This is a genomic window from Thalassotalea sp. LPB0316 (assembly GCF_014898095.1).
Classification (GTDB): Bacteria; Pseudomonadota; Gammaproteobacteria; order Enterobacterales; family Alteromonadaceae; genus Thalassotalea_G.
In genome coordinates this window covers 1368914-1393847 of the sequence record NZ_CP062946.1, presented here as the reverse complement: position 1 = coordinate 1393847, position 24934 = coordinate 1368914, and the positions used below count along the sequence as shown (strand labels likewise).

The 24934-nt window shown below is 41.9% G+C and carries 23 protein-coding genes and 1 tRNA gene; 6 read left to right on the top strand and 18 right to left on the bottom strand.

Features of this window, described 5'->3' with window-relative positions; translation table 11 throughout:
• Nucleotides 1-169: 169 nt before the first annotated feature.
• From ribBA to LP316_RS06090, 8 genes are all read right to left on the bottom strand, one after another.
• Nucleotides 170-1279 carry a bifunctional 3,4-dihydroxy-2-butanone-4-phosphate synthase/GTP cyclohydrolase II gene (ribBA, locus tag LP316_RS06125; RefSeq protein WP_193023398.1) on the bottom strand — a complete coding sequence of 370 codons (1110 nt, stop codon included), beginning with the start codon at nucleotides 1277-1279 and terminating at the stop codon, nucleotides 170-172.
• Nucleotides 1280-1290: 11 nt separating this feature from the next.
• The gene (locus LP316_RS06120; RefSeq protein WP_193023396.1) at nucleotides 1291-1953 is read right to left on the bottom strand and encodes a riboflavin synthase; all 663 of its coding nucleotides are present in this window, start codon (nucleotides 1951-1953) and stop codon (nucleotides 1291-1293) included.
• Between the two features lie 3 nt (nucleotides 1954-1956).
• Nucleotides 1957-3096 (bottom strand): bifunctional diaminohydroxyphosphoribosylaminopyrimidine deaminase/5-amino-6-(5-phosphoribosylamino)uracil reductase RibD, encoded by a 1140-nt coding sequence (ribD, locus tag LP316_RS06115; RefSeq protein WP_193023826.1) that lies wholly within the window; start codon nucleotides 3094-3096, stop codon nucleotides 1957-1959.
• Entirely contained in the window at nucleotides 3089-3541 is a 453-nt protein-coding gene (gene nrdR / locus LP316_RS06110; protein ID WP_193023394.1) for a transcriptional regulator NrdR, read from the bottom strand. Before nrdR ends, ribD begins: the two co-directional genes overlap by 8 nt.
• Before the next feature lie 90 nt (nucleotides 3542-3631).
• Complete coding sequence (gene glyA, locus LP316_RS06105; protein ID WP_193023392.1) at nucleotides 3632-4888, bottom strand: serine hydroxymethyltransferase; 1257 nt, start codon at nucleotides 4886-4888, stop codon at nucleotides 3632-3634.
• A gap of 395 nt (nucleotides 4889-5283) precedes the next feature.
• On the bottom strand, nucleotides 5284-6447 hold the full coding sequence (locus LP316_RS06100; protein ID WP_193023390.1) for an ABC transporter permease: 1164 nt from the start codon (nucleotides 6445-6447) through the stop codon (nucleotides 5284-5286).
• Entirely contained in the window at nucleotides 6444-7178 is a 735-nt protein-coding gene (locus LP316_RS06095) for an ATP-binding cassette domain-containing protein (protein ID WP_193023388.1), read from the bottom strand. Before LP316_RS06095 ends, LP316_RS06100 begins: the two co-directional genes overlap by 4 nt.
• 9 nt (nucleotides 7179-7187) lie before the next feature.
• Complete coding sequence (locus LP316_RS06090) at nucleotides 7188-8648, bottom strand: alpha/beta hydrolase (RefSeq protein WP_193023386.1); 1461 nt, start codon at nucleotides 8646-8648, stop codon at nucleotides 7188-7190.
• Between the two features lie 204 nt (nucleotides 8649-8852).
• Here LP316_RS06090 and LP316_RS06085 point away from each other — a divergent pair, with 204 nt between their 5' ends.
• Complete coding sequence (locus LP316_RS06085; RefSeq protein ID WP_193023384.1) at nucleotides 8853-9071, top strand: EF-hand domain-containing protein; 219 nt, start codon at nucleotides 8853-8855, stop codon at nucleotides 9069-9071.
• Nucleotides 9072-9171: 100 nt separating this feature from the next.
• On the top strand, nucleotides 9172-10695 hold the full coding sequence (locus tag LP316_RS06080) for an HD domain-containing phosphohydrolase (RefSeq protein WP_193023382.1): 1524 nt from the start codon (nucleotides 9172-9174) through the stop codon (nucleotides 10693-10695).
• 98 nt (nucleotides 10696-10793) lie between these two features.
• Here LP316_RS06080 and LP316_RS06075 read toward each other — a convergent pair whose 3' ends face one another.
• The 5 genes from LP316_RS06075 to LP316_RS06055 form a co-directional block, all read right to left on the bottom strand.
• Complete coding sequence (locus tag LP316_RS06075; RefSeq protein ID WP_193023380.1) at nucleotides 10794-12761, bottom strand: GAF domain-containing sensor histidine kinase; 1968 nt, start codon at nucleotides 12759-12761, stop codon at nucleotides 10794-10796.
• 161 nt (nucleotides 12762-12922) lie between these two features.
• The gene (locus LP316_RS06070; RefSeq protein WP_193023370.1) at nucleotides 12923-14260 is read right to left on the bottom strand and encodes an outer membrane protein transport protein; all 1338 of its coding nucleotides are present in this window, start codon (nucleotides 14258-14260) and stop codon (nucleotides 12923-12925) included.
• A 578-nt stretch (nucleotides 14261-14838) separates the two neighbouring features.
• Nucleotides 14839-14914 (bottom strand) — tRNA-Phe (locus tag LP316_RS06065).
• Nucleotides 14915-15262: 348 nt separating this feature from the next.
• On the bottom strand, nucleotides 15263-15577 hold the full coding sequence (locus LP316_RS06060) for a DUF1289 domain-containing protein (protein ID WP_193023369.1): 315 nt from the start codon (nucleotides 15575-15577) through the stop codon (nucleotides 15263-15265).
• An 82-nt stretch (nucleotides 15578-15659) separates the two neighbouring features.
• Complete coding sequence (locus LP316_RS06055; RefSeq protein ID WP_193023367.1) at nucleotides 15660-17216, bottom strand: SulP family inorganic anion transporter; 1557 nt, start codon at nucleotides 17214-17216, stop codon at nucleotides 15660-15662.
• A gap of 283 nt (nucleotides 17217-17499) precedes the next feature.
• Here LP316_RS06055 and LP316_RS06050 point away from each other — a divergent pair, with 283 nt between their 5' ends.
• The 3 genes from LP316_RS06050 (at nucleotide 17500) to LP316_RS06040 (ending at nucleotide 20107) form a co-directional block, all read left to right on the top strand.
• Nucleotides 17500-18051 (top strand): hypothetical protein, encoded by a 552-nt coding sequence (locus LP316_RS06050; protein WP_193023365.1) that lies wholly within the window; start codon nucleotides 17500-17502, stop codon nucleotides 18049-18051.
• Between the two features lie 111 nt (nucleotides 18052-18162).
• Nucleotides 18163-19623: a DNA-3-methyladenine glycosylase 2 family protein gene (locus LP316_RS06045; RefSeq protein ID WP_193023363.1), complete on the top strand. Its 1461-nt coding sequence runs from the start codon at nucleotides 18163-18165 to the stop codon at nucleotides 19621-19623.
• 4 nt (nucleotides 19624-19627) lie between these two features.
• Nucleotides 19628-20107: a methylated-DNA--[protein]-cysteine S-methyltransferase gene (locus tag LP316_RS06040; protein ID WP_193023361.1), complete on the top strand. Its 480-nt coding sequence runs from the start codon at nucleotides 19628-19630 to the stop codon at nucleotides 20105-20107.
• 7 nt (nucleotides 20108-20114) lie between these two features.
• Here the strand turns inward: LP316_RS06040 and LP316_RS06035 are convergent, their stop codons facing one another.
• A complete protein-coding gene (locus LP316_RS06035) occupies nucleotides 20115-20720 on the bottom strand; it encodes an ACP phosphodiesterase (protein ID WP_193023359.1) in 606 nt (201 codons plus the stop codon).
• 12 nt (nucleotides 20721-20732) lie between these two features.
• A complete protein-coding gene (locus tag LP316_RS06030; RefSeq protein WP_193023357.1) occupies nucleotides 20733-21764 on the bottom strand; it encodes a S1C family serine protease in 1032 nt (343 codons plus the stop codon).
• 149 nt (nucleotides 21765-21913) lie between these two features.
• On the opposite strand from LP316_RS06030, the gene LP316_RS06025 reads away from it, so the two are divergent.
• Nucleotides 21914-22273: a hypothetical protein gene (locus LP316_RS06025; RefSeq protein ID WP_193023355.1), complete on the top strand. Its 360-nt coding sequence runs from the start codon at nucleotides 21914-21916 to the stop codon at nucleotides 22271-22273.
• A 70-nt stretch (nucleotides 22274-22343) separates the two neighbouring features.
• On the opposite strand, the gene LP316_RS06020 is transcribed toward LP316_RS06025, so the two are convergent.
• The 3 genes from LP316_RS06020 to LP316_RS06010 all read right to left on the bottom strand — a co-directional run bounded on the left by LP316_RS06020 (nucleotide 22344) and on the right by LP316_RS06010 (nucleotide 24846).
• Nucleotides 22344-23540 carry an IS4 family transposase gene (locus LP316_RS06020; protein WP_193020745.1) on the bottom strand — a complete coding sequence of 399 codons (1197 nt, stop codon included), beginning with the start codon at nucleotides 23538-23540 and terminating at the stop codon, nucleotides 22344-22346.
• A gap of 138 nt (nucleotides 23541-23678) precedes the next feature.
• Nucleotides 23679-24404, bottom strand: a complete 726-nt coding sequence (gene trmB / locus LP316_RS06015) for a tRNA (guanosine(46)-N7)-methyltransferase TrmB (protein ID WP_193023353.1) — start codon at nucleotides 24402-24404, stop codon at nucleotides 23679-23681.
• A 106-nt stretch (nucleotides 24405-24510) separates the two neighbouring features.
• Nucleotides 24511-24846 (bottom strand): YggL family protein, encoded by a 336-nt coding sequence (locus LP316_RS06010; RefSeq protein ID WP_193023351.1) that lies wholly within the window; start codon nucleotides 24844-24846, stop codon nucleotides 24511-24513.
• Nucleotides 24847-24934 lie beyond the last annotated feature (88 nt).

The window sequence follows — 24934 nt, the reverse complement described above, 5'->3', positions numbered from 1 at the left end:
TATGACCACATAGTAACCAATTAGTCAGCAAATATAAATATTCCACCGTAAATCAATAACATTATTTTGACTTTTGTTATAAGTAATCCGTCTAATAATTTTTAAGCAAAAAAAAGCGGGGTCAGCATATATTCATCCTGACCCCGCATATTATCTCTTAACAGTTCGTTTATTCAGCAATATACTCAACAACTTCCAGACCAAAACCAGAAAGAGAATGGTATTTCGTCTGCGAACTTAGCAAGCGCATTTTACGGACACCCAAATTAGCTAAAATTTGCGAGCCAACACCAACGTTGCGAGAGCCTACGTGACGCTTTACTTCTTTAACGGTTTCACCATTATCTTGTTTAGCGTACTTTTGTACCTGCTCGATAAGTGATTGAGGTGATTCGTGTTTACCCAGTAATACTAATACCCCGCCCTCTTTGGCAATACGCTCTAAAGCATTGCCAATCGGCCACTTGTTAACGCTGTCGCGCTGACTAAACAATAAGTCTCTAAAGGTGTTTTCTAAATGCACACGCACTAAAGTAGGCGCTTCAGGATCAATATCGCCTTTAGTTAGGGCAAAGTGTGCTTGCCCATCAATGGTGTCTTTAAACACTGTTAAATCAAATTCGCCAAAAGCCGTTGGTAATTTGCACGATGAAACGCGTTCAATCGTAGTTTCATTAGCATTGCGATATTCGATTAAATCAGCAATTGTGCCCATTTTGACACCGTGCTTTTGCGCGATAACTTCTAAATCAGGACGACGCGCCATTGTGCCGTCTTCATTGAGGATTTCAACGATGACTGCCGCTGGCTCTAAACCAGCTAAACGTGCTAAATCAACACCGGCTTCCGTGTGGCCCGCGCGATTTAATACGCCGCCATCTTTAGCGATTAACGGAAAGATATGACCTGGTTGAACAATTGAATGCTCATCGGCATTTTTATCAACGGCAGCTAAAATTGTTGTCGCGCGATCTGCCGCAGAAATCCCCGTAGTTACGCCCTCTGCTGCTTCAATTGATACCGTAAAGTTGGTGGTGAATTGCGCGTCATTTTTTTCCACCATTAATGGCAATTTCAATTTCTGACAACGCTCTTTTGACATTGGCATACAAATCAAGCCACGGCCATGTGTCGCCATAAAGTTAATCGCTTCTGGCGTTACCAGTTCAGCCGCCATAATAAAGTCGCCTTCATTTTCACGATCTTCGTCATCCATTAAGATGACCATCTTTCCTTGAGCGATATCTTCAATAATTTCCTGTGGGGTATTTAATTGCATGGCAACCTCTTTTATTTGATAAACCCGCTACGCGCTAGTAATTCTTCGGTCACGTTGCTTGACGCATCGTGGTGCTTGTTGTCTTTTTTCATTAATAATCGTTCGATATAACGAGCCATTACATCGACTTCGATATTTACTTTTGTACCACTGCTATAGCTCGGCATGATGGTTTGCTCAGCGGTATGAGGCACTATCGTCAAACGAAATTGATCTTCGGTTAAACTATTGACCGTTAAGCTGACGCCATCAACCGTGATAGAGCCTTTTTCAGCAATATAAGGTGCGATATCACTCGGCATGGCAAGCCAGTAATCTTTGGCATTGCCATTATCGTTTATCTGAGCGATTTCAACCACCGCATCAACATGGCCAGATACTATATGACCGCCAAATCGCGTGGTTGGTAACATCGCTTTTTCAAGGTTAACACGTTGGCCTACGCTATAGTTGGCAAAGCCAGTGCGCTTTAGCGTTTCATTAGAAACATCGGCGCTAAAGTGTTTGTTATCAAAATCAACAACCGTTAAGCAAATACCATTAGTAGCGATGGAGTCACCAAGTTTTACATCACTCATGTCAAGCGAGCCAACCTCAAGTGTAATGCGCGCTCCCATTGACGAGATATTAATGGCTTTTACCGTGCCTATCGCTTCAATAATTCCAGTAAACATAGTTTAACTCTCTGTTATTTTGGCAACGATTTTAATGTCATTGCCGACCATCGTCATTGACGTTATGGCCAATTGTTTGGCTTGTGCTAGTTGCTGTACCGATGGCATTTCAATCAGGTTTTTACCATCGCCGCCAATGAGTTTAGGCGCTTGATATAAAATAAGTTCATCGATTAACGATTGCTCAATAAACGCACCTGCAAGGGTCGCCCCACATTCTACTAGGATATCATTGAAGCCCCGCTTAGCTAATTGTTGCAAACAATCGGCTAAATCGATTTGTCCTGATGCACTTTTTACCGTGATATGTTCGACAAAATGTGGCCACTGATGTTTGTTTTCAAGGCCAGTTCCAACAATTATTATTTTTGACGAGATTGAAAATAACTCGAGATCAGGTGTTAAGCGATTCTTGCTATCTAGCACAACTCTCACCGGTTGCCTTAGCTTCTCTTCTGGATAGCTGTTTTTTAAATCGCCTAATTGCTGCCAACGCACATTCATTTTCGCGTTATCGGTGAGTACAGATTGTGCAGAGGTTAACACCGCGCAACTTTGCGCTCGAAGTCGTTGCACATCTTCACGCGCCTGCTCACCAGTAATCCACTTGCTCTCACCACTAGCCATTGCTGTTTTACCATCTAGGCTTGCTGCAAGTTTACAACGCACATAAGGCATTGCAGTTCTCATTAACTTTATAAAACCTGGGTTTAAAGCCTCTGCCTGAGCTTCTAACACGCCAACCGTTACTTCAATACCAGCCTCTTCAAGCAGCTTAATGCCATTACCAGAAACCTGAGGGTTTGGATCAACCATAGCCACTACGACGCGTTTTACTTGTGCATTCACTAGACCTAATGCACATGGCGGCGTTCGACCATAGTGGCTGCACGGCTCAAGTGTTACATAAGCGGTTGCGCCAATTGCTTGCTCGCCGGCACTGTCTAACGCGTGTACTTCGGCGTGACCTTCGCCGGCTTTTTCGTGAAAGCCTTGGCCAACGATTTCACCATGGTTAACGATGACACAGCCCACCCTTGGATTCGGTGATGTTGTGAAGTGGCCTTTTTTGGCTAAATCAATCGCCAATTGCATATATTGGCGGTCGATATCAGCTTGTGACTGTTGAATGTCTTTAGTCATCATCTAACCGAGCGATTTCTTCACCAAATTCGCGAATATCTTCAAACGAACGATACACCGAAGCAAAGCGAATATAAGCAATTTTATCGAGCTTTTTCAGTTGCTCCATTAAGATATTACCGACCATTTCGCTATCAACTTCACGCTCGCCTGTTGCGCGTAATTGCGATTTCAATTTGTTGATTGCGTTTTCGGTTTCTTCAACACTAACGGGGCGTTTTTCAAGCGCGCGCACTAAACCGTTTCTTAGCTTATCTTCGTTAAACGGCTCACGTGAACCGTCGCGTTTAATAATACGCGGCATCAATAATTCAGCCGTTTCAAAGGTGGTGTAACGCTCATGACACTTTACACATTCTCGACGACGGCGAATTTGGTGGCCATCAGCCACTAATCGCGAGTCGATAACTTTGGTTTCTTGAGCAGAACAAAAGGGACAATACATAATGATTTACAAACAAAAATGGCCGCTAACTGCGACCATTTTAAACTAATTGCATAAAAAATGTGGAATTAGTTTGTTTTTAAAACGCGATTAACCGTATACCGGAAAACGCTTACATAAAGCCGTAACTTCTTCGCGAACTTTGGCGATAACATCTTGGTTTTCAATGTCATCTAAGATGTCACAAATCCAGCCAGTTAACTGCTTAGTTTCTTCAATACCAAAGCCACGGCGAGTAATTGCAGGTGTACCTAAACGAAGACCAGAAGTAACAAATGGCGAACGAGGATCGTTTGGTACAGAGTTTTTGTTTACGGTAATGTGCGCATTACCTAACGCAGCATCTGCGTCTTTACCTGTGATATCTTTGTCGATTAAATCAAGTAATAACAAGTGGTTTTCAGTGCCGTTAGATACCACTTTGTAACCGCGCTCTTGTAACACAGCGACCATAGCTTTAGCGTTGTCTAAGACTTTTTGTTGGTATGCTTTGAACTCTGGCTCCAATGCTTCTTTAAACGCTACCGCTTTAGCAGCGATTACGTGCATTAATGGACCACCTTGACCACCAGGGAAGACCGCAGAGTTTAACTTTTTGTAAACTTCTTCGTCACCACAACCAGAAACGATTAAACCACCACGTGGGCCAGCTAATGTTTTGTGAGTAGTTGTTGTTACAACGTGTGCATGTGGTACAGGGTTAGGGTATAAACCAGCGGCTACTAAGCCAGCAACGTGTGCCATATCTACCATGAAGTAAGCACCAACACTGTCTGCGATTTTACGCATACGTGCCCAATCAACAATACCTGAGAACGCTGAGAAACCGCCAATGATCATTTCTGGTTTGTGCTCTTGTGCTAAACGCTCAATTTCTTCGTAATTAATATCGCCTGTTTCAGGGTGTAAGCCGTATTGAATTGCTTCATATGATTTACCTGAGAAGTTAACGTGTGAACCGTGCGTTAAGTGACCACCATGCGCTAGGCTCATACCTAATACTTTGCCGCCTGGCGTTACTAACGCTTGGAAAACTGCAGCATTTGCTTGAGAACCAGCATGCGGCTGCACGTTTGCGTAATCTGCACCAAATAATTGCTTAGCGCGTTCGATTGCTAATGCTTCGGCTTTATCAACATACTCACAGCCACCGTAATAACGCTTACCTGGGTAACCTTCTGCGTATTTGTTAGTTAATTGAGAGCCTTGAGCTTCAAGAACGCGCGGGCTACAGTAGTTTTCAGATGCAATTAGTTCAATATGCGCTTCTTGACGAGCGGTTTCGTCAGTCATTGCTTGGTACAATTCTGCATCGAAATCTGCGATGTTCATATCACGAGTAAGCATGTTTTATCCTCAGTAAATAGGTTAGCTTGATAAAGTTTTTTTCTAGCGAAAATTTTGGCGCTTATTGTGCCTTAAGCGTTACTTTTTGTACACGTAAAAAAGCGCCTGAGTTAGGTTATTTTTGTCTAATTATGAGCTAAAAGTTTTCACTATTAGCGACAAATTCTTATATGAGCTTGGCTAACATTTCGAATCACCAATCAAACACACAATTAAATATAAAAACCACACCACAAAACAAAATATAATTCAACATTAATAATTTAACAAGAATTTTAAGCGAACAATAGCCACCATTTCAAAATATACCACACCGCTCACAGGTCAAGACACCATAAAAAAACGGGCTACTCTATTCGAGTAACCCGTTTTTGATACCAGTCTAGCGTAAGCGATTAGCTTAGCGCCAATACCACTTTCTCTGATTTCAATCGCTCGGCCATGACTTTAACCAAAACTACCGTCAGTAAAACGGTAATTAACCCGGTAAAGAGTAATACGTCAATACCAACGGGATCGCCCTTAAAAATGTCTTCCATGATCAAGTACTGACCGGAAATTGGTGCCCAATTGAGCCACTGTGGTCGATCGTCCATCATAGATAAGGCAAATGGCACCATACCCGGTAAAATAATGATCATAGAAACCAGCGACTGAGCTTCTTTGAAGGTTTTTGCACTAAAGGCAAAAAATAGCTGTAGCGATGATGCGAAAAAGCATACCGGTATCAAGACGACTAATAGTGAAATCGCCGTGCCAAAATCTAAGCTAAAGCTCAAACCTAGTTCACTTAAATCGACAAAATTCATCGAAATCACCGATAAAATGAGCATTAGTACTATCGCAGTAATAGCTATTGTTGTTGCCGCAAGCAACTTAGCTACCACCACTTTCATTGTGCTAACCGGCTGACACAACAAGATTTCTAAAACATTGCGTTCTCGCTCACCTGCACTGGTATCAATAGCTACCGATAAGCCAGCCATAAAGGCACCGAATAACAAATAAATACCTAACATCATCGTAATAAACGACGCATTAGAACTAGGTTGCTGTGTGTCTTGCTCGTTTAAATCCAGTGGTTTTAACAAGTTAATATCAATACCGCGTAACAACACTCGCTGATAGGCTATTTGGCGTGAATACCCATAAATAGCATCGCGCACGCGACGGATAGTCGTACGGTGTGATTGCTCACCGTAATCAGCACGCAACACCAAGCCTACTGTTTTACCTGCTTGTAAGTCTTCTTTAAAGGTCGCAGGAATAATTAATTCAATGTTGCGTTTTTGCCACAACTGTTTGTCGGCTTCATCAACTTCAGATAACGGGAAGATATTGTTTTCTGCCAGGTGTTTAACCAATTTAGGCGCGTATTCGCCACCAGATAAATTAACGTAAGCAGGTGGCGTTTCAACCGATTGTTTAATGGCAAATTCAGACATCACTATCAACATGATAGGGGCTATGAACGCTATACCAAAAGCAGCTAGTAACGCGCGTTTATCGCGAAATGCTTCCTTGAGCTCCTTCGAAAGCAAGGCTTTTAATTGCATCATGCGGCAACTCCTTCATCTGAACCGATGATTTTAACAAAGGCATCTTCAAGTAGCGCCTCACCGGCTAAATCACAAAGCTCTTGCGGTGTACCTTGAGCGGCCAACTTACCATTAGCAACAACAATAACGCGATCACACAAGGCTGCGACCTCTTGCATGACGTGTGATGAAAATAAAATACAATGCCCCTGTGCTTTATATTTGCTCAAATAGTTGCGCAAAATCCGTGTACTCATCACATCTAAGCCTCGAGTTGGCTCGTCCAAGACAAAGTTTTTCGGTTTGTGAACGAGTGCTTGTGCTAGTGTCACCTTCATTCGCTGCCCCTGAGAAAAGCCAACGGTTTTGCGATGTGCTAACTCTTCCATTTCTAACTCTTTTAGTACTTCGTCGATGGCTTGCTTTTTAGCGTCACCAACTAAGCCGTGAATACTGGCAAAGTAATCAATTTGCTCGTAGGCCGTTAAGCGCTCATATAAGCCAAATTTGTCGGGAAAGATACCGAGCTTGCCGCGAGCGACCAATGGCTCTTTGGTCACATCGATACCATCTATTGTCGCACTACCTTGGTCCGCCTTTAACAACCCGTAAAGCGTGCGTAAACAAGTGGTTTTACCCGCGCCGTTTGGCCCTAAAATCCCAGTAATCTCACCGTCTTTAGCGGTAAACGACAATCCCTCTAGCGCGGTAACATCCTTAAACTTTTTATGTAAATTATTGACTTCAATCATATCCTTTCCTTAGCTGTTACCGTTGAGGTTAGTAATAAAAGTCTCATCAGCGATTTCTGTTAAACAGGTCTCGTCAATTGCTTGGGGATCTTTATCCGTTAAAAATTGATCAACAAGATCGATCGCACATTCGCTAGTCACTACGATATGTGAGGCATTTTTTACAACAATATGTCGAGAATTAGGCAATGATTTATCACTAAAATCACCATTACTTGGCGGTGTGACGGGATCTAACTTCCCTGAGAGAATTAACGTTGGGATATTCGCGGTAACTGGCTCAAAATATTGAGCTTCGTAGTCAAATTTAGGCCAATTAGTGCAGGCTAAATGCCAGTTTTTCTGTGCTTCATCTCGACCAAAACTGTTTTTCGCGTCTTCCGACCACTGGTTTTGTTTAACTCGTGGGTAGTCTTCATTACACAAAATATTAAATAACAAGCCAGCGTGAATTTCACCGGGATTATCTCCACTAGTTTGCGCAAGTAAACCCGCGAGAGGCAAGTAATTGCCGAGGTAGGCCTGATGAATAACCAGAGGTACGAATTGGCGTCCTTGTATAGAATATAGCTGTAATCTCAATGTACTGATCAACTTGGCCCGGTCAATCACAAATTGTGTTGGTGTGCCAAGCGTTGGATGCATCATATCAACACGTACAGGCTCAGCTTCAACTCGAGCGAATAACGCTTGAAACTCTTCATCAAGGTTCGGAAATGCCTGTTTACAATTGGCGTCTAGTTGGCAATTTTCGAGTAATAAGTTATACGAGCGCGCCACGGATTGACCAAACAAGCCAATAGGTACTTCAACAGGCCCGACACTATCAAGCACAACAGCTTCAAGACTTTCAGGGAACATATTCATGTAAACTAGCGCAGCCCTTGTGCCGTATGAACCGCCATACAAGCTGAGTTTATTCCAGCCTAAAGCCGCGCGAATATTATCAAAATCACGAATCGCATTCGGCGTACTGTAATGAGCTAAATCGACCGTGAAGTTAGCACGGCAATCGAGCATATCTTGCTCTGACATATCACCATGGAGATCTTCATAGAGCTTAAAATCTTCCATGTTACTACATTGCAAACCATTAGATTGGCCGGTACCTCGTTGATCAACCACTATGATGTCGCGGGTTTTTAATACTTCACTAAACATTTGGCGGATGTTACCCGCCATTTGCGCAGCTGCTTGACCCGGGCCACCGGCCAAAAACATCAATGGTGTGAGCTGCTTACTATTGTCCAGCGCTGGTATAATAACAAAGTGAACATCGAGTTGAGATTCGTTTGGTTGTTGGTAGTTTTCAGGAACAGTTAACGTGCCACAACGCACTTTTGATCGAATACCGTCGACGTGGCAATCTTCAACTTTTAACGCCGAATGAGAAGATTCTTCTGCAATCGACACCCCTGAAATACTGAACAAAAGACCAAAGCTGAAAAGCGACTTCCAGATTTTTTTCATTAGTTTTCATTCCTTTATTTTATTCGCCACCATAGTCTAATGTGACTTATGCGAATTACAACCACTTTAACATTACATTTACATTTGTTTTCACAAATAACCAACTGATAAGACCATCAAAATTTTCATTAAAAATCAGTTTCAATGTTTAGCAAATAGAGTTACAGTGTGAAAACTTTCAAGTCATCAGTTTAAGGGCAATCTATGGAACTAAATCAGTGGGTTGATGAGCTATTTGAAGTTTTTGATGAAGATAAAGACGGCGTCATTAGCAGAAGCGAATTTGTCGAGCTTATCGACTGCTTGCTGCAAGACAAAGGGATTCGCATGTGTGAAAGTATCTTTCATCAGTTTGATAAAAACCACAGCAACTCAATTTCAAAAGACGAGTTGCGTGAGATGGTCATTGATCTAGCCCTCTAAATCCCCGATAAGCCGATAAAAGTTAATCATTTTTTTGTCGTTTTGAAAATTCTTAGCTATACATTTATATACTGTATTAAATACTTATCAATGTGTAGCTATGCCGCTTTCTTTTCTTAAAAATTCAGTAAAACCTGTTCAGCCGCCTTGGAAAATCGTCATAGTCGACGATGAAGAAGATATTCACACGGTAACCAAGATGGCGCTCAAGCGTTTCACCTTAGATGAACGTTCACTAACGTTTTTACACGCATATTCTGGCGCCGAAGCAAAAGAACTCCTGAGCAAAGAAAAAGATGTCGCGCTGGTTTTTCTCGATGTCGTGATGGAAACTGATGAGGCCGGTTTAGATGTTGCTCGCTGGATGCGTCAAGACCTCAAAAACTACTTTACCCGTATCGTATTACGCACAGGTCAGCCGGGGCAAGCACCAGAAGAACAAGTCATTGTTGATTACGATATTAACGACTACAAAGAGAAAACAGAACTCGACCGAAAAAAGTTATTTACCACCGTTTTCGCGGCGCTTAGAGCCTATCGCGATATCATAAAAGTAGAACAGGCTAGAAAGTATCAAGAGCTCTATCGTTCCGGCCTAGAGAGAGTGATTAACTCGACCTCTCAAGTACTGGAAAAGCGTACCCTTCAACACTTTTTCAATGGTTTATTACAGCAAGTTATGTCGATTTTGCGGATCGATGAAGAAAGTATGCTAGTGCAAGTTGAAGGAATCAGTGCCGTCTATGAAGAAGATGATTATGAAATTATTGCTCATATTTCACCCGAAGACAACGAACCTGATATCGACGACAATATTTTGCGCTATCTCAATAAAGCGGTGCAAGAAGGCAAAAGTATTCACGAAGACGATGTTCTTGTTGGTTACTTTCCAAGTCACAGTAGTAAAGTTAGCTTACTGTACTTAAAAGGTATCGAAGAATTGAGCGATATTGATGCTCAATTGCTGCAAATCTTTTCGGGTAATGTCACGCTAGCTTTTGACAACTTATTGCTTAACCGTGAAATTATTGAAACGCAAGAAGAGCTGATCTATCGCTTAGGTGATGTTGTTGAATCGCGCTCAAATGAAGCGGGTAATCACATTCGACGCATGTCTGAAGTCAGTTATATGCTAGCAATCGAATACGGACTCCCCCAAGAAGAGGCTGAACTGTTAAAGCAAGCAGCCCCTATGCACGATATAGGTAAAATAGCGACGCCAGATAGAGTGTTGCTCAAACCCGGTAGATTAGACGATGACGAAATGGACATCATGCGTCAACATCCCAATGTTGGTCACGATATTTTGGAAGGTTCTCAACGTCCGATTCTCAAGGCTGCAGCAATTATTTCACAGCAACATCACGAGAAATACGACGGTACGGGTTACCCCAACGGGTTAAAAGGTGAAGAAATTCATATTTTTGCTCGCATTGTTGCGGTCGCTGATGTGTTTGACGCACTGACCCATAAGCGTTGTTACAAAGAAGCATGGCCTATCGATAGAGTGATAAAACTGTTTAATGAAGAAGCAGGTAAACACCTAGATGCTAAAATCGTTCAAATTATGTTAGATAACATCGATAAAGCACTCGAAATCAACGCTATTTATCAAGATAAATAACACCACCTTGAAAAATCCACACCTGATTAGATTAGGGGTCAGTGATTAGATTAGGGGGTCAGAATTAGCTAACTCTGACCCCTAATCTAATCAACTAGTTATTCCACAGGGCTTACTGGAAACTTGATCATGAAAGCTAAGCCCTTACCTACCGCACTTTTAGCTTGAATTTTACCGTGGAGGGCATTAGTCACTAAGTTATAGACTAAATGCGTGCCTAAGCCACTGCCACCCGAGCCCCGTTTGGTGGTATAAAATGGGTCAAATAGTTTTTCAAGCGCTTGATTATCCAAACCATTACCGTCATCTTGATAACGCATTAAAATAAAGCCATTGCGCTCTTCAACATGGATCAGGATATTCCCTTGTTCAATTCCCTCAAATGCATGGATATACGAATTCAATATCAAATTACTCAATACCTGGGACAGTGCGCCGGCGTTCGCTCTAATCGAGATATGAGTCGGGCACTGCACGGTGATAATGTGTTTCTTCTTTTTCAACGTCGGCCTAAGTGACAGTATCACCCCGTTAATGTATTGCTCTAGTTCGATGTCTCGCACGCTATTTGATGATTGATCAACGGCCACTTGCTTAAAACTATTCACTAAATCAGCTGCTCGTTGCATATTGGTCGTTAATATTTGGCCAACTTGTTTAATCTCGTCAAAAAAATCATCAAGCTGATCTTGTGTTAGCGTTTCTTCTTCGAGCGATTTCTTAACGTCGTGATACTCCTCCATTAAATGGCTCACGCCGGTGACACAAATCCCTAAAGGGGTATTGATTTCATGAGCAATACCGGCAACTAAACCGCCAAGTGATGCCATTTTTTCTTTTTGGATCAGCTCTTGTTGAGTTTTCTTCAAGGCGTTTAACGTTTCATTAAGATCTCTATTTTGCTGTTCCAAAACCCGATGTTGTCGGGCTAGCTTTAATTGTGAATCTTTGCGCATCTGTTTGTTTTGCATTGACTCAGCGGCCTTTGCGACATGGTTTGCTACGAAATTAAGTAGCTTCATATCCTCCTCAGAATAAATGACATCTGCATCATAGCTTTGGACAACTATTAAACCATGTACGATATTCGATGAAATCATTGGCGCTCCTAGCCAACAGCTGTATTCTTGAGGGCCGGCAACTTCGTTAATAAAGCCATTGCGCACCAAAGCTTCAACATCTTGGGGAAACACCCTCTGTGCTTGCCTGGTTTTAATAATGTATGAACTTAAACCGTTACCAAGCGGCAATGAAAAGCCCATTTCACGATCGGGTTCTTTTTCATCGATATAATACGGTATGGTTATAATGTTTTCAGCTTCGTCGAACAGTGCAATATAAAAGTTTTTTGCCAGCAACAACGTCTTAATGATCTCATGCACCTTAATATAAAGTTGTGACATCGGGATTTCGTCATTAACCAGGGAGGCGATTTGATACAGTGCCACTTGCAGCTTTTCCGAGTGCTCTTTTTCCCTGAGCTGCTTTTCTAATTGCTCGGTGCGCTCTATAACCAATAATTCAAGCCCCGCTACTCGAGTATGTTTATCAACAGCGGAAGCGACAATACTGCCGAAAATTCGAAAAAGCCTTTGGTCTTCATCGCTGTAATCAATATTCTCATTGTAACTTTGAATGACCATCGCCCCTAAGCACTCATTGTTCCTATCAATCAGCGGCATACCAAGCCAATGATGAGAACGCTCACCAAAGCCCCACATCTCCCCTTCTTTCTCAGCAACGGGCCCAACACCTGATTTCATTTCTAACGGTTTCTTATGCTTGATCACCCAAGCTGTGGGTGAAAGATCAGGTGAAGATAATTCAATGGTATAAATCGGACAAAGTGCATTCTCGCGCTCATCAACTTCGTAAATAAAGCTAATGGTGTTGTCTTGCTTGTTATATTTGGCAAGATAAAAGTTTTCAGCGTAAACCAATGAATTGAGTTGGTTGTGCACTTTTTCAATGTAATCAACTAATGATTTTGCATAGGGAAAGTACTTATCGAGCTCAAATAGAGCGGCTAAGATTTTCTCTAATCTGGCTTCGCGGGCGCTTGGCATAAGAAAACTGACTACCTTTATTTTTTAAAAACCAATATAAAGCATAGTCAAGCATCAATGTTTTTACGAATAGATCACCAAGAAAAATAAACAGTTAGAGACAAAAAAGCCGATTACTTAACCTAAGTAATCGGCACTGTGGTCATTGTTAAACAATTTGTTTAGAAAGTGACGTTATACTGTACTGCAACAAGGATAGCATTACCCTCTGACGTATACTGCCATTGGGTGTTGCCAAGTACAGGCGCTAAGCTCGGCGGTAATTGACCAGCTACTTGCTCTAACAACGCATCTTCTTCTTTCAAGTTAACTTTATCGCCGTCAACAAACGCTAAGGCAAAATCAATCATACCTTTAGTTTTAAGTTTGTATGTAGCACCTGCAGTTAACCACTTTCGATCGCTATCTGGAATTGAAATTGATGGATGTGCTGTCGAAGCTGATTCATCATATGCAAGACCCGCGCGTAATGTTAATGCTGGGCTATATTCATGAGTAACACCGATTGCATAGCGCATAGTGTTATTAAAGTTCTCTTCTTTAGTGAATACGGGTGAAGATGGATCGGCATAAATATAGGCCTCTAGGGTTTCAAAACTGCTCCAGCCTGTATACATGGCACTGTAGTGAAAAGCCGTTTTGTCACTAATTTTATGGTAACCAGAGAACTCAAAAACCTCAGGTAAATCAATAACTAGATGGCCAGCTTGAGTCACGCCATCGACGCCTGTGTACTCTCCGTCAAAATCAATTTCGGTGGCACTGCGGTAATTAAAGCCAAGGCGGTTATTTTCATCAATATCGTATGTCGCACCAATATTCCAACCAAAACTAACATCGTCACCTTCCATGCGAATAAGTTCAGTTTCACGTGGTACTGGTGGCACTAATTGGCCCAACATCGGATGAGTAATACCGTTTTCTAATACTGCCCCAGCATGACGGATTAACTCTGCTTGACCGTAAATAACATTAACGCCCAAACCAACAGAAAATTTTTCATTGATTTTGTATGAACCGCTCAAGTTTGCATTTAACGTCAATAAGTCAGTTGTACCACCTATTGAGCCTGCGACATAATCGTTGTCGTAAACAGACGCTAAACCAAAGTTAGAGTTAACTCCCAGACCCCAAACAAACTTTTCATTAACAGGGTTTACGTAGTAAATAGCAGGAATTACTGCAGGAGGCACAACGCCATTAAAATCCATTTGGCTAACATCAAAATCTGGCCCAAGAATATCTGGCGCGTCTACGCCCTTAACATCGACACCCGGATCGACGTAAGTGGCAACAACTGACAATTGCGCACTATCAAACTGAGACATTAACGCAGGGTTTCTTGAAACTACTGAAGCGTTGTCTGCGATTGCGGCTTCTCCGGCGAATGCACGTCCTAATCCAGAGGCACTCGTTTCATTTAATTGAAATGCTGCTGAATGTGCGTTTATCGATGCTAGTAATATAGATGTTGCTAGCAATGTTTTTTGTAATTTCATACGACCTACTTGAAAATAAATAGCAGACAAATAACGCGAACTTCGTCGATTATGAGGTTATTTGCCGACAATAAAAATTTGAGGCGGGAATATAGCATATTATTTTTTGGGTTTTAATTACAAACCAGTTGCAATTTGTAACCAAAGGCTACGTATATCCAATTGTAGCTTAAATAAATCTCTATTATTGCTTTGGACTATTTCAGTCTAACGATAAGTTAGATGGGTAAAAATAATCTGAAATAGTTATTGAACAATGCTAGTAGCAAAGAAAATGATGCCTCGAGGCGGAGCATAAATGTCATGAACATTTATCAACAGACTCTGTCTGACCCGCAGGGCGAAATACATGGTTCTATGGAGTCATCGAACCGTTCGATGCGTCAAGAGGCATTTCTTAAAGGCAAAGGTTCTTATAATAAAGAGAATGGTACCTCGAGGCGGAGCATAAATGTCAGGAACATTTATCAACAGACTCTGTCTGAACCGCAGGGCGAAATACATGGATGTATGGCGTCATCGAACCGTTCGATACGTCAAGAGGCATTTCTTAAAGACAAAGGATCTTAAAATAAGAATGGTGCCTCGAGGCGGAATCGAACCACCGACACGGGGATTTTCAATCCCCTGCTCTACCGACTGAGCTATCGAGGCACATAGAAGTGCTAATAAATTTATGGGTATCTTAGAGAATGTTAACGCGTTGCGTTAATATCCCCTGCTCATCCCAAATTTCAGTAAATAACTGAAATTGTTCGGCTGCGCGCAAATCAGTGATTTGCATAAAACGCTTGCCTCACCCAACTGAGCTATCGAGGCACATAGAAGTGCTAATAAAAGCTTTAAGGCTTCATGGCGTTAAGGCTAGAGTACTAAAACGCTGCAAAGTAACGTCAAAAGCAGAGCCATCTTATAGTGCTTTGTATACTTCAGCAAGCGCTAATTTCTGATTTTGGTTTAAGTGGTTAATGTTCAATCAATGGCTGCACAATACAATGCTATTTAAAGCTCAAAGTCACCGAAATCTAAGCTATCGTCATGTAGCACTTTGGGCTTTTCAACAGGGTCAAATAGCGATGGCTGTTTAATTTGCTCAACTTCTTCTTGCTTAACTTTGATCGGCTTGCCATTTTTGCGTTTTATGCGCTGTTGGCAACGTTTAATCACTTTTTGTTTTTCGTCATTGTTAAAGTTGATCCAACTTTGTCGCTCTTCCCTTGTTCTCATACAGCCGAGGCAATAGCCTTTTTCGTCTGATTGGCAAATACCAACACACGGGCTTGGAACATCAAAAAAGTCGAGTTGTAAATCTGACATAGTAAACGCAAAACTACCAAACGAAAAAGCGTGAGGGTTAGTATAACCACCTCACGCCCTATTTTCCTAATAAGTCCTATTATTAAGCTAGTTTATCCGACGCAATGTGATAATCAGGATCTTCAATTACATTGACTTCTACTAGGTCGCCAGCTTTCTTAAGCAGCAATAAACACTCTTGGCTTAGGTGTCGTAAATGCAATTTTTTACCGCGTGACATATAGCGTTCAGCAAGTGTATCGATAGCCTCTATCGCCGAGTGATCAGCTACACGTGAGTTTTTAAACTCAACGATTACGTCATCAAGATCATTGTCCATATCAAACTGATCTAAGAAATGCGAAACCGAGCCAAAGAATAACGGACCGTTTACGTCATATACGGTTGAGCCATTATCGTCAGCTGTACGATTAACAATAACGTGTTTTGCGTGTTCCCAAGCAAAGACAAGTGCCGAGACAATAACACCAACAATAACAGCGACAGCTAAGTCAGTAGCTACAGTAACTGCTGACACTAACACAATGACGAAAGCATCAGCCTTTGGAATTTTCTTCATGATACGGAAGCTTGACCATTCAAACGTACCAATAACCACGATAAACATAACGCCAACAAGCGCAGCTAATGGCACCTGTTCGATTAAATCAGAAGCAAAAAGAATAAATGCTAATAACCCCAATGCAGCAGTAATACCAGATGCGCGACCACGACCACCAGAGTTTACGTTAATCATCGATTGGCCAATCATGGCACAGCCACCCATACCACCGAAGAAACCAGTGACAGTATTCGCTGCACCTTGCGCGACACACTCTTTATTACCACGACCACGTGTACCCGTTAATTCGTCGATCAGCGTTAACGTTAATAGTGACTCGATTAAACCTATTGCAGCTAGTACTAGTGCAAATGGGAAAATAATTTTAAAGGTTTCAAAGGTAAATGGCACATTTGGTATTGAAAACTGCGGTAAGCCGCCAGCAATTGAGGCCGCAGGATCGTTTGTCATATCGCGAACAAAATCAACAACCGTGCGCGCTTCTAAGCCTAAGCTTTGTACTAATAAGGTTACAACTACAATAGCAACTAACGACGAAGGCACAGCTTTAGTTAACTTAGGTAAAAAGTAAATAATCGCCATAGTTAATGCGACTAAACCAAGCATGGTCCATAACTGGCCGTTTTGCATCCAGACCATTTCACCTTCAGCGTTTGGTACTTTAAATTGGCCAAGTTGCGCAAGAAAAATAACAATCGCCAAACCATTAACAAAACCTAGCATTACAGGGTGTGGGACTAAGCGTATGAATTTTCCGAGCTTAAATACCCCTGCCAGTATTTGTAAAACACCGGTTAAAACAACGGTTGCGAACAGATATTCGACACCGTGAATTGCAACGAGGCTGACCATAACAACTGCCATCGCGCCTGTCGCCCCAGAGATCATACCGGGACGGCCACCAAAGATTGAAGTGATCAAACCAACCATAAAGGCGGCGTATAAACCGACTAAAGGTTCAACACCAGCGACAAAGGCAAAGGCTACGGCTTCAGGTACTAATGCTAAAGCGACCGTTAGACCTGACAAAACATCATTTTTTAAACTAGTAACCTTACTAGCATGCAATTCAAACATCGTTATCTCACGCTTGTTTTAACCATTGGTTAAAAAGAATAGTTAACAAGATAGAAAAATGCCTTATTTGCCGCAAATTAGCTGCCGACAATACATCTTAACATCTTAAATTTAGGGGGTTTTCAAGGGGCGTTGAGTCTACACTTTTTTGTTGAAAAGTCAATATCAGCTTACTTTTCAAACAAGTTGCCTTAACGTTTTATTTCAATATGCTTAACAATACTTTGGTTGAATTAATAACTGTGATAATTTGAGCTCAACAAGCACAATACGAGCACTTAGTATGCGTAATTTAGTAGCCGTTTCATTGTTTGGCGCATTCGCGTTAACGGGCTGTCAATCAACAAAAGCGACATTTGATATCAATGAAGATGTCGACTTTAGCCAAATCACCTCTTGCCAATTGTCAGAGCAACCCGCTCAAGAATTGGAGAATCCCGTTTTACTGTCAATGACACATCAAGCAATCAGTGAGCAAGTGATAGCGCAAGGTATCGCCCTGATTACTCAAGAAAGCCCTTGCCAAATAAGCTACAACCTAACTTATCAAGATAAACCTAATAACTCTTCGGTTAACTTTTCCTTTGGTACAGGCCGAACGACAGGCAACAGCTCTATTGGTATAGGTGTAGGTAAAACAATAGATTTACCAAGTGCCGAGACGATTATTACCACCATACACGTCAACGTTAGTTATGACCAAGTACCCGCTTGGTACGGGGCTTCGGCGTTCGATAATGAGCTTGACTTACCCACAAGCACACGGCAAAAACGAATTGATGAAACACTTGAACGCATTTTTAGCAACTTTCCAAGTACTCAAGCAAAGGAATGAGGCCATTACCCCCAAAGCAGATAAACAAATAGAAAATCAATGTCCGATTATCGCTAGTACTAACGATTAAAAGCGCTATAGTACCAGCAGTTTGACTAGCGAATAATACTAATGACAAATACTTTTCCCCTCACTTTGGCACAGCGCGAGCGATTTCAACGAGCACGGCTAAGCCAAGATGCGCGCTTTGATGGCAAGTTTTTCATTGGCGTGGTGACTACCGGTATTTTTTGTCGACCCATTTGCCGAGTCAAACCACCCAAAGAAGAAAATGTTCGCTACTACCCCAGTGCGATTATCGCTCAGCAACAAGGTTTTCGCCCTTGTAAGCGCTGTTTACCCGAGCTCGCGCCTGAAACACCAAGGCCGCTGTCACAAAAGCAACTACTCAACGCCTTGCTTAAACACCAAGGAAAAGTTGCCGCGGCAGCCAATTATTGTCAGCTTAGCGAACGACAATTTAGGCGAAAATTTACTGAGTTTTACCGATTATCGCCAAACATTTACTGGCAACAGTATCGACTGCTTAATGCGCTAAAGTTGTTGCGTAATTCCAATATGTCAATGACCCAAATCTGCTTCGCCAGCGGCTTTAGTAGTATTCGCCGGTTTAATGAAGCTATCCGTGAACTTTACGGTGAAACACCGAAACAAATAAGTACTAGGGAGCTCGCACCACCAAGTAAAACCATAGAAATTAAACTTCCCTATCAAGGCAAGTACGACTGGTCGCTGATGTTGTCATTTTTTTCTGCTCGGCAAATTAGTGACATAGAAACCGTCAGCCAAGTCAGTTATGCGCGCGTTTTTACTATTGATGGCGCACAAGGTATGTTCGAAGTGCATCACAGCCCAATTGAACAGGCGCTCGTGTTAAAGGTTGAGTGTACCGATCACACTGTACTACCTGAGCTTATTACTCGAGTCAGAAGAATGTTTGACCTAGATGTCAATCTTGAGCAAGTTCATCAAGCTATAGGTACGCACCCTCGTATCAAAAAGGTAATCGAGCAAACACCAGGCTTGAGGCTACCTGGCTGTTTTGACTTGTTTGAATTTACCATTCGAGCGATTCTTGGCCAACAAGTATCCGTCAAAGCGGCAACTACGTTGGCACAACGGATCTGTCTAAAATATGGCAAGACATGCCAAGAAAACTCACTTGGGCTAAGTTATCATTTCCCAGACAATCAAACATTACTCAATGCCGATTTTCTCGATATTGGCTTAACCCAAAGCAGGATCGATACCCTGAGATTGTGGTGTCAGTATTTTCACGATAACAGCCATGTGTTTAACTATTACCAAGATATCGATGAACTCCAACAAACCTTGGTTCAACTAAAAGGCATAGGCCCTTGGACGGTAAATTACATAGGCATGCGTGGCTTAAGCGACCCCGATGCCTTTCCAAGTGCTGACTTAGGTATTATCAAAGCGCTGAGTGAAAAAAATTGTGCTCCAAAAGAGCGCCTTAAAAACCGAGAAATAATTGATTTAGCAAAACAATGGCAACCTTGGCGGGCATACGCAGCGATTTATTTATGGCAATCACTCACATTAAATGACTAACAACATGTATTTTTCAACTTACCAAAGCCCATTTGGCAACATAGCACTAACGGCAACCGACAAGGGGTTAGCAGCCTTGGCATTTCAAGCGGGTGAGGCAGCAATTGAGCGAGACTTGAATTGGCAAACCGACGAACAAAAATTTAGCCAAGTTAAGCAGCAACTCGACCAGTATTTTACTGGCTCAAGGCGAGAGTTTGAGCTTGCGCTTGATCCAAAAGGTACGCCATTTCAGCAACGAGTATGGCAAGCACTGTGTCAAATAAAAATGGGAGAGACAGCAAGTTATGCCGAGTTAGCACAAGCAATTAACAACCCCAAAGCAGTACGCGCGGTAGGTAGTGCTAATGGTGCAAATCCGATTGCCCTGATCATTCCTTGTCATCGGGTAATTGGCACTAATGGTAAACTAACCGGTTACGCCGGCGGTTTAGCGTTAAAGGCCAAATTATTGATGCATGAAGGGGCACAATTCAAGGTTTGAACCCCGTCTAAGATGACTCAAGCGCATGATTTTCAACATGCGTGAGTAATTGTGGAAAGTAGTTGAGAAACGCTTGCTCGAAAGCTTGGTAATGCCGATTAACATCACTGACACAACCGGCAAAGTCATTGTTAAATCGGATCCGTTTAGCAATATTGATCAGCGCGCGTTCAACCCCGCTAAGATCGCGATATTGTTCGAACCAATCATCGTCAACCATCATGCCGACAACGCGCTCCATTCGCTCAGGCATAATTAACTGGCGCTGCAACAACAAGTGGTAGCTTTGTTGTTTAAAACGCTCAAAACTTTGCTTTTCATTACTTTCAAACTTATTGAGTGAATGCCAGTGATTAATTAAAAAATGATCAAATAAAACATCAATTGCTATACCAGAGAATCTGCGATAACGCGGCTCAAATAATTGTTTAGCCGATTTCACAATTTCGTGGCCATCGGTATAGCGATCGACGAGATAATGATTATCTAGCCCGCTTAAAATATCGTTACTATATTTCGTAATATCAGTGCCTTTGCGAAAGTCGCCCAATAAGTTGCCCATGTGTGAGTCGGCATTGGGTTGCGCTAAATATAAGTGGGCTAAATAATTCACAGTTCAACGCTTTTAATCAACAATCCAATCAACATCGAGTATTCGGCCTTCACGAACAAACTTAAACCTGACTTTCTCACCTTTTTTCAGATCGCGAAACCAATCTTGAACTTCAAATAGTGATTCTATACTGTCGAGCTTGGTATGCCCCGCTTTAACTAAAATATCGCCGCCGAGTAACAGCGTATCTTGGCCTACACCAACACTTAGCGTACCACCTTGGAAACCTAGTTTTTCAGCCAAAGTTTTAGGAATAACCTGTTGAATTAACAAACCATAACCAAACGGATTGTTAAGTGCATTAGAGAGTTTTTTATCTAACATTACGGGCACAATACCGACCCACATTGGCGGCTTGCTGGCAATAACATCTTGAACAGTATCGGTTGAAACGACAAAACCAAGCCCTTGTGAGCCACCACTTTGGCTTAAAATATGACTAACAATACCAATTATCTCACCTTTCATATTAAACATTGGCCCGCCAGAGTTACCTTGGTTGATCGCCGCATCGGTTTGTAAGAATCTTGGGGTTAAGTCAGTCAGCGGGATTTGCCCTTTATCGCGGATACCACTTAAATAGCCAACTGACAAACTATGACTAACCCCATAAGGAGCACCAATAACAACAACCTGCTCACCTACTTCATACGACTTACGCGGTGCTAACTTCAACACTTTGAAATCGTTTTTTGGCATTTCAGCCACTTGGATCATGGCTAGGTCAACCAATGGCGCGACCCAGACAACGTGTCCCGTGGTTTGAAAGCCACTTGCAAACTTCACCTTAATATTTGTTGCTCGTTCAACAACATGAGCTGCGGTTACAATACGCCCTTTTTTGTCAATAAGCGCGCCAGAACCAAGTGAGTTTCCTGTCTTCACTTGGTATTCAACTTTGTTAACTTCAGGCTCAGCTAGCGCTTCTACGTGAAGTTCAACAACCCCTGGGTTTGCTTTCTTATATATTTTTTGAATTGAGGTTTGTGCCACACTTGATACTGAAAACACGATCAACAGCAGCGTGAACATCGACTTAAACATAGTTATCCCTAATTAATTTTTTGTTACCTGCATATCATAACCGAGTTCAAGTTACCTTAGTAAAAATATTTCTAAATGATACTACTAGAGATAGTTGTATTGAGTGGTGTAGTTGTTATGATAACGCCAGTTTTATTGAGCGACGCAGTATGTTAGAAGTTTTAGCCAGTTTAGCAACACTTACAATTCTTTGGATGGTTTGGCAGCTGATCAGAGCCAGGCGTTTTAACCAGTTCAAGGCTCTGTTAATATCTGACATCAAACCAGAAGTTATTAAAGCCATAACCACTGAATTAGAACAATCGCGCAGTAACGCATTTCCCAATAATGAATATCATATTCAAGCAACACTCTACTTTTGGACGCAATACCCCATTCGCATACTACAAGCTGCACTCGAGCGAGATATTATCGATGAGAGATGGTTGAAAAAAACAGGGAATTTTCGCCACAGCCAGCATTTGATGCACATTCAGCAGCAGTATTTACTCAGAAGAAAAGGCGAATAACCTTTGTGATCAGAGTCAAAATGTTGGGGTCAGTGTCAATTGACTCTGACCCTGAGGGATCCCCACAAATTTAAGCATCGCAAGTATTCCAGTAGGATATAACGCGATTTATTTGCTCAAAGGCCAGCCGAACTAAGGCTTTTGAGCACTTAAACCGCTTATCTCTTATCAGTCTTCGTCCAAGAAACGACAAGGACAATACGCGTTTATTACGTGTAGTGTTTGCTTGGTACCGTCTCGCAACTCGGCTAATCTCACCACAAACACCCACTATAATCGATAACCAATGAGCAATAGTTGTTAGCAATAATAGGTTGTTGAGTCTATGAGTTTTGTAGCTAAGGTGTAAGTTTAAACTAAAGCCATAGCGCTCACTTTTTACATCTCTAAACGCCTCTTCTTCCTGCATCCGTGTTTTATAAAGCTCAACAATACGCTTTGCTGTGTTTGAAGATGTTATGAGGGATGTAGCTAGTACCCAGGGCTCTCGCCCACTTTTAGCATGTTGTTTAGCAAGCTTACTTTTCCGAGGTAGCCCTTCATTATTCAATGATTTACGACCTTTAGATTTACTTTTATAAACAACAACGTTAACTGCTAATGGGTTAGTTTTAGTTATGTGTCCAATGAAGTATTTTGGTGTCGGTGTTGCAATTTCATGTAGCTTACTAATGTGCAACCATTGATTACCGGTGCAATTATAATAATTATTGCCACGTATACGTCCGATAAAATCCCAACCCAATTTGAGAATTTGTTTAAACCAAGGCACTTTAAAACCGCCATCTGTTACAATGACTGGTCTACAGCACGCAGGTAGTACTTGTGCAAGCGAGATTAAAAACGCTTTATGAGTCGCAGGCTTTTCCTTAGTAGCCATGCCGTGCACCTCTTCATAGACCGTAATACTACGACCATCCAAAGCAACAGATGCTCGAATTAGAAAATTACGCTTGCGATTATCTAAGTCTGACCAATCAACTTGAATGAGCGGGCGACTATAGGGAGATATGTGCAACGAAGTCATTTCCCTATATATATCAACACGTTCTCTATACAGATGCGCATTGGAGAGTAGTCTGTCAGCACGCTTAATTGAATGCTTTTCATAGGCACAACTATCAATACCACGTCCAATTGATGTCACGGTCGCAAAACTATCGAGTAGTAAGCTATCGACACAGCTTTTAATAGCCATTCGGCGCTTGGCGTGAATATTATTAGTGATCTTTAAAAAGGTTTGCTGCAAACTAGTGGTAACTTTCATGTGTGGTTATGGCTTTTCTTTTTGGCGATTGATCAGATCATCAACCGCCATGAAAGTTCCAAATTTTTAAAATAATATAACTGTTTGAAAAAATTAAATTATTTGTGGGGATGGCTCAGACTCTGACCCCAACATTGATTAATTGACGCGAGAAAATTGCAAGTCCCAAACACCGTGACCTAAACGGTGACCGCGCTGCTCAAATTTTGTCAACGGGCGAGAGTCAGGGCGTGGTACATAATCATTAGTTGGCGATAAGTTTTTATAGCCCGGCGCACTTTGCATATCTTCTAGCATACATTCTGCGTAGTTTTCCCAGTCAGTTGCCATGTGGAAAACACCACCAACTTTGAGCTTTTGACGAATCGTTTCAACAAACTCAGGTTGCACGATACGGCGTTTGTGATGCTTTTTCTTGTGCCACGGATCAGGGAAAAACAACTGAACGGTAGTTAACGATTGGTCAGGAATACAATCAGCTAGAATTTCAATCGCGTCGTGCTCATATACTTTGAGGTTTTTCACCCCTTCTTCTTGCGCTAACGCAATACATGCACCAACACCCGGGCGGTGTACTTCAACACCGATAAAATTAACATCGGGTGCATTCTTTGCCATTTCAACAAGCGACTTCCCCATACCAAAACCTATCTCTAAGGTTACGGGGTTGTCATTGCCAAAAAGTGCTTTTGAGTCAATCATACCGTCTTCATGGTTCAACCCCATTTCTGACCAAAAGTTTTCCAGAGCATGGGCTTGGCCTTTGGTTAATCGACCTTCGCGTTTAACAAAACTGCGTACGGTACGAATATATTTACCTTCGGCTTGTGCTTGCTCTACTGTTTTATGCTCTCTTTGACTCATAAACCTAATCTTTTTTGTTGGCAAATTTAAGGGCGCGTATTATCCACGGTTATTGAATGAAACTCAATCAATCCAGACAATTCATTTTCCAGTTTGGTCGTTAGCGCTATTCCCACCAAACATCGTATAAATCAGATACTGATACGGTTGTGGCACCATTGGCTTTCAACCAGTTTTCAACTGCTGTGCGATCTTCTTCAGTACACTTACCCAGTTTTTGCGTACAAATCAGACCATGCCATAAAACATCACCTTCACCGCCAAAACCCAGTTCGCGCTCTTGAATAACTTCGGCGAAAAATTTATCAATAAATGTGTCAACCGCTTCATCAGTTGTATCGTCAGGTAACTTCCAAGCAACATCAAAACCTAATTCTTGAAACTCATCAACGCGCAACTTTTTGCGTATACGGCGATTTCTGCTTTTTGCGTCTTTTTTCATCATAAACCTTTAGCTCAAAACACTGATGCGCGAAGAATAGTGCGAAACGGCTAATTTTTCTAGCCAAAGTGAAACTTTTTCCGCAAAA